Annotated in this window: 4 tRNA genes and 3 rRNA genes; all 7 read left to right on the forward strand. The window is 51.6% G+C overall.

Annotation, left to right across the window (positions count from 1 at the left end):
* Window positions 1–217 precede the first annotated feature (217 nt).
* Window positions 218–1,747, forward strand: a 16S ribosomal RNA gene (locus H8Z83_RS18525).
* Window positions 1,748–1,874: 127 nt separating this feature from the next.
* A tRNA-Ala gene (locus H8Z83_RS18530) sits at window positions 1,875–1,950 on the forward strand.
* Between the two features lie 4 nt (window positions 1,951–1,954).
* A tRNA-Ile gene (locus tag H8Z83_RS18535) sits at window positions 1,955–2,031 on the forward strand.
* Between the two features lie 268 nt (window positions 2,032–2,299).
* A 23S ribosomal RNA gene (locus tag H8Z83_RS18540) occupies window positions 2,300–5,140 on the forward strand.
* A gap of 78 nt (window positions 5,141–5,218) precedes the next feature.
* Window positions 5,219–5,294: transfer RNA gene (locus H8Z83_RS18545), tRNA-Lys, on the forward strand.
* 1 nt (window position 5,295) lies between these two features.
* Window positions 5,296–5,370, forward strand: a tRNA-Glu gene (locus tag H8Z83_RS18550).
* A 77-nt stretch (window positions 5,371–5,447) separates the two neighbouring features.
* A 5S ribosomal RNA gene (gene rrf, locus H8Z83_RS18555) occupies window positions 5,448–5,563 on the forward strand.
* Together the 16S, 23S and 5S rRNA genes with 4 tRNA genes alongside form the textbook arrangement of a ribosomal RNA operon.
* The last annotated feature ends 1 nt before the right edge of the window (window position 5,564 follow it).

The following is a 5,564-nucleotide window of genomic DNA, read 5'->3' on the forward strand; positions in this document are numbered from 1 at the left end:
GACTGTTCCGCTTGAGGGACGTGCACCTTGTAAATTAAACAACGTGAGAAAAGAAAGCACCAGCGGAGCGAGCTTTTCACGAGGCTCGCGACGAAGTTGTGGGTGAATAGGCCGTAGTCAATTCGGCTGAAAGCAGCAACTATAAAAGAGAAATAAATGAAGTCATGATAAATGACTCTATGATTGATTTAAGCGGCTACGGTCGTTTAGATACCATATTATAGAGAGTTTGATCCTGGCTCAGGACGAACGCTGGCGGCGTGCTTAACACATGCAAGTCGAACGGAGCACCCTTGATTGAGGTTTCGGCCAAATGATAGGAATGCTTAGTGGCGGACTGGTGAGTAACGCGTGAGGAACCTGCCTTTCAGAGGGGGACAACAGTTGGAAACGACTGCTAATACCGCATGACGCATTTTGATCGCATGGTCGAAATGCCAAAGATTTATCGCTGAAAGATGGCCTCGCGTCTGATTAGCTAGTTGGTGAGGTAACGGCCCACCAAGGCGACGATCGGTAGCCGGACTGAGAGGTTGACCGGCCACATTGGGACTGAGATACGGCCCAGACTCCTACGGGAGGCAGCAGTGGGGAATATTGGGCAATGGGCGCAAGCCTGACCCAGCAACGCCGCGTGAAGGAAGAAGGCTTTCGGGTTGTAAACTTCTTTTAAGTGGGAAGAGTAGAAGACGGTACCACTTGAATAAGCCACGGCTAACTACGTGCCAGCAGCCGCGGTAATACGTAGGTGGCAAGCGTTGTCCGGATTTACTGGGTGTAAAGGGCGTGCAGCCGGGCATGCAAGTCAGATGTGAAATCTCAGGGCTTAACCCTGAAACTGCATTTGAAACTGTATGTCTTGAGTGCCGGAGAGGTAATCGGAATTCCTTGTGTAGCGGTGAAATGCGTAGATATAAGGAAGAACACCAGTGGCGAAGGCGGATTACTGGACGGTAACTGACGGTGAGGCGCGAAAGCGTGGGGAGCGAACAGGATTAGATACCCTGGTAGTCCACGCTGTAAACGATGGATACTAGGTGTGCGGGGACTGACCCCCTGCGTGCCGCAGTTAACACAATAAGTATCCCACCTGGGGAGTACGATCGCAAGGTTGAAACTCAAAGGAATTGACGGGGGCCCGCACAAGCGGTGGATTATGTGGTTTAATTCGAAGCAACGCGAAGAACCTTACCAGGTCTTGACATCCTGCTAACGAAGTAGAGATACATTAGGTGCCCTTCGGGGAAAGCAGAGACAGGTGGTGCATGGTTGTCGTCAGCTCGTGTCGTGAGATGTTGGGTTAAGTCCCGCAACGAGCGCAACCCCTATTGTTAGTTGCTACGCAAGAGCACTCTAGCGAGACTGCCGTTGACAAAACGGAGGAAGGTGGGGACGACGTCAAATCATCATGCCCCTTATGACCTGGGCTACACACGTAATACAATGGCGGTCAACAAAGGGATGCAAAGCCGCGAGGCAGAGCGAACCCCAAAAAGCCGTCTCAGTTCGGATCGCAGGCTGCAACCCGCCTGCGTGAAGTCGGAATCGCTAGTAATCGTGGGTCAGCATACCACGGTGAATACGTTCCCGGGCCTTGTACACACCGCCCGTCACACCATGAGAGTCGGGAACACCCGAAGTCCGTAGCCTAACCGCAAGGAGGGCGCGGCCGAAGGTGGGTTCGATAATTGGGGTGAAGTCGTAACAAGGTAGCCGTTCGAGAACGAGCGGCTGGATCACCTCCTTTCTAAAGAGAACTTCTAAAAGCCAAGGCTTTTGGATAACATCCTGGTCAGCCGCTGGGGAGTAAGTTTTCACGTTGTTTAATTTAGAGGGCGCACATCCGGAAAGAGGGATGTGGTCCGGGAGATTTTGGGGGTTTAGCTCAGCTGGGAGAGCGCCTGCCTTGCAAGCAGGAGGTCAGCGGTTCGATCCCGCTAATCTCCACCAAAACGGGCCCGTAGCTCAGCTGGCTAGAGCGTGCGACTGATAATCGCAAGGTCGGTGGTTCGAGCCCACTCGGGCCCACCAAACAACGTTTGTTGTTGGATTTGAAGACCTGACTGAAAGGTTGGATCTTCAAATCTGATCGCAAAAGTGATCGGACAATGTACCTTGAAAACTGAACAATGCAACAACAAAGTGAAGTAAGGCAACAGAGAGGTTCTGTGTCTGAAAAGACACAGGAGCGTATAATTTAATTGTGGAACATCGTATAGATGGGTAACGATTACAATTTCTCTAAAGAATTGCCTGCATAATTCACAACGAGAACAAGCGAAAAGCTTTGTTTTCGATTGGTCAAGCTAATAAGAGCGCAAGGGGAATGCCTTGGCATCAGGAGCCGACGAAGGACGTGACAAGCTGCGATAAGCTACGGTAAGGAGCAAATATCCTGTGACCCGTAGATTTCCGAATGGGGCAACCCGGCTGGACAATATCCAGTCATCCTGCATTGAATCAAATAGGTGTAGGAAGGGAACCGCCTGAACTGAAACATCTAAGTAGGGCGAGGAAAAGACATCAACCGAGATTCCGCAAGTAGTGGCGAGCGAACGCGGAAGAGGCCAAACCGGAGGATTTATTCTCCGGGGTTGCGGACAGCTATACGGAACAATAGTTTAGCCGAACGGTCTGGGAAGGCCGGTCACAGAGGGTGAGAACCCCGTAGGCGAAAGACGAATTGTTTCAGGCTGGATCCAGAGTACCGCAGGACACGTGAAACCCTGTGGGAAACAGGGGGGACCACCCTCCAAGCCTAAATACTACCTGATGACCGATAGAGGAGCAGTACCGTGAGGGAAAGGTGAAAAGGACCCCGGGAGGGGAGTGAAAGAGAACCTGAAACCTTGTGCTTACAAGCAGTCAGAGCACGTTAACGTGTGATGGCGTACTTTTTGTAGAACGGTCCGGCGAGTTATAGTAACGAGCAAGCTTAAGGTATTCAGTACCGGAGGCGAAGCGAAAGCGAGTCTGAATAGGGCGTATGAAGTTCGTTGCCATAGACCCGAAACCGGGTGACCTACGCATGAGCAGGTTGAAGTGGGGGTGAAACCCCATGGAGGACCGAACCAACCCCCGTTGCAATGGTGGTGGATGACTTGTGCGTAGCGGTGAAATTCCAATCGAACTCGGAGATAGCTGGTTCTCCCCGAAATAGCTTTAGGGCTAGCGTTAGTTTAGATTACCGGAGGTAAAGCACTGAATGGTTTAGGGGCTGATAAAGTTACCGACGCCTATCAAACTCTGAATGCCGGATAATTGATGACTAGCAGTCAGACAGTGTGAGATAAGTTTCATTGTCAAAAGGGAAACAGCCCAGACCTACAGCTAAGGTCCCAAATGTATGCTAAGTGGAAAACGATGTGGAATTGCGAAAACAACCAGGATGTTGGCTTAGAAGCAGCCACACATTAAAAGAGTGCGTAATAGCTCACTGGTCGAGTGACTCTGCGCGGAAAATGTAACGGGGCTAAGCATGCAACCGAAGCTTAGGATTGTCTAAAGACAGTGGTAGGGGAGCGTTCTGTATGGGGTGAAGTCGCAGCGAGAGCAGCGGTGGACTGTACAGAAGTGAGAATGCCGGAATGAGTAGCGAGAATTATGTGGGAATCATAATGGCCGAAAATCTAAGGTTTCTTGGGGAAGGTTCGTCCGCCCAAGGTAAGTCGGGAGCTAAGCTCAGGCCGCGAGGCGTAGGCGATGCACATACGGTAGAAATTCCGTAACCACCGAACTTTAAGCATGAGGGACACTTTGAGATAGCGGAACCCGGGCGTTGGTTGACCCGGGCGAAAGGGACCGAAATATAGTAGGGAAGTCCGCGATGCTCGGAGGCGAGAAAAGCTCATGTGTATACTAAGGTGCCCGTACCGCAAACCGACACAGGTAGATGAGGAGAGAATCCTAAGGCCAACGGGAGAAGGGTTGTTAAGGAACTCGGCAAGATGACCCCGTAACTTCGGAAGAAGGGGAGCCTCGAAAGAGGCCGCAGTGAATAGGCCCAAGCAACTGTTTACCAAAAACACAGGTTTATGCTAAATCGAAAGATGACGTATATGAGCTGACGCCTGCCCGGTGCCGGAAGGTTAAGAGGAGATGTCAACCGCAAGGTGAAGCATTGAATTGAAGCCCCGGTAAACGGCGGCCGTAACTATAACGGTCCTAAGGTAGCGAAATTCCTTGTCAGGTAAGTTCTGACCCGCACGAAAGGCGTAATGATTTGGGCACTGTCTCAACAGCCCGCCCGGCGAAATTGTAGTACTGGTGAAGATGCCAGTTACCCGCAACTAGACGGAAAGACCCCATGGAGCTTTACTGCAGCTTAATACTGGAATTCGGTAAATCATGTACAGGATAGGTGGGAGACAGGGAAGCATTGGCGTCAGCCAGTGTGGAGTCGCTGGTGGGATACCACTCTTGATTTGCTGGGTTTCTAACCTGCGGCCGTGAATCCGGTCGGGGGACACTGTTAGGCGGGCAGTTTGACTGGGGCGGTCGCCTCCAAAAGAGTAACGGAGGCGCTCAAAGGTTGGCTCAGCACGGACGGAAATCGTGCAATGAGTGTAAACGTATAAGCCAGCCTAACTGCGAGACCGACGGGTCGAGCAGTAACGAAAGTTGGAGTTAGTGATCCGGTGGTATGTGAGTGGAAATGCCATCGCTCAACGGATAAAAGCTACCCTGGGGATAACAGGCTGATCTCCCCCAAGCGTCCACAGCGACGGGGAGGTTTGGCACCTCGATGTCGGCTCGTCACATCCTGGGGCTGTATTCGGTCCCAAGGGTTCGGCTGTTCGCCGATTAAAGTGGCACGCGAGCTGGGTTCAGAACGTCGTGAGACAGTTCGGTCCCTATCTGTTGCGGGCGAAAGAGATTTGAAGGGAGCTGTCCTTAGTACGAGAGGACCGGGATGGACGTACCTCTGGTGCACCAGTTGTCCTGCCAAGGGCATAGCTGGGTAGCTATGTACGGACGAGATAAACGCTGAAAGCATCTAAGCGTGAAACTCCCCCTAAGATGAGATCTCTCATCCTTCATGGAGTAAGGGCCCAGGAAGACTACCTGGTTGATAGGCAAGAGGTGGAAGCGCAGTAATGTGTGTAGCTGACTTGTACTAATAGCCCGAGGGCTTGACCTACGAATGAAGCAGGCAAGGCCTGAAAAACGAGAAGTTGCATTGTTCGGTTTTGAGGGTACATGAAGGTAGTCTCAGTATGCGCCTTTAGCTCAGTTGGTAGAGCAACTGACTCTTAATCAGTGGGTCCCCGGTTCGAGTCCGTGAAGGCGCACCATGGCCCGTTGGTCAAGTGGTTAAGACAGCGGCCTCTCACGCCGTTAACATCGGTTCGAATCCGGTACGGGTCACCACTTAAAAAGTGTCTTGACAAAAGGCGCGAAGGACAATATAATATAGTTTGTTTTCGAGCAGCGCTCGATGACATATAGTTGGTGCTGATTAGGATGAGGGTCCACCCGTTCCCATTCCGAACACGGTAGTTAAGCTCATTTCTGTCCACAATACTTGGCTGGCAACGGCCTGGGAAGATAGATAGCGCCAACAC

It is taken from the genome of Dysosmobacter segnis (assembly GCF_014297285.1).
Classification (GTDB): Bacteria; Bacillota; Clostridia; order Oscillospirales; family Oscillospiraceae; genus Oscillibacter; species Oscillibacter segnis.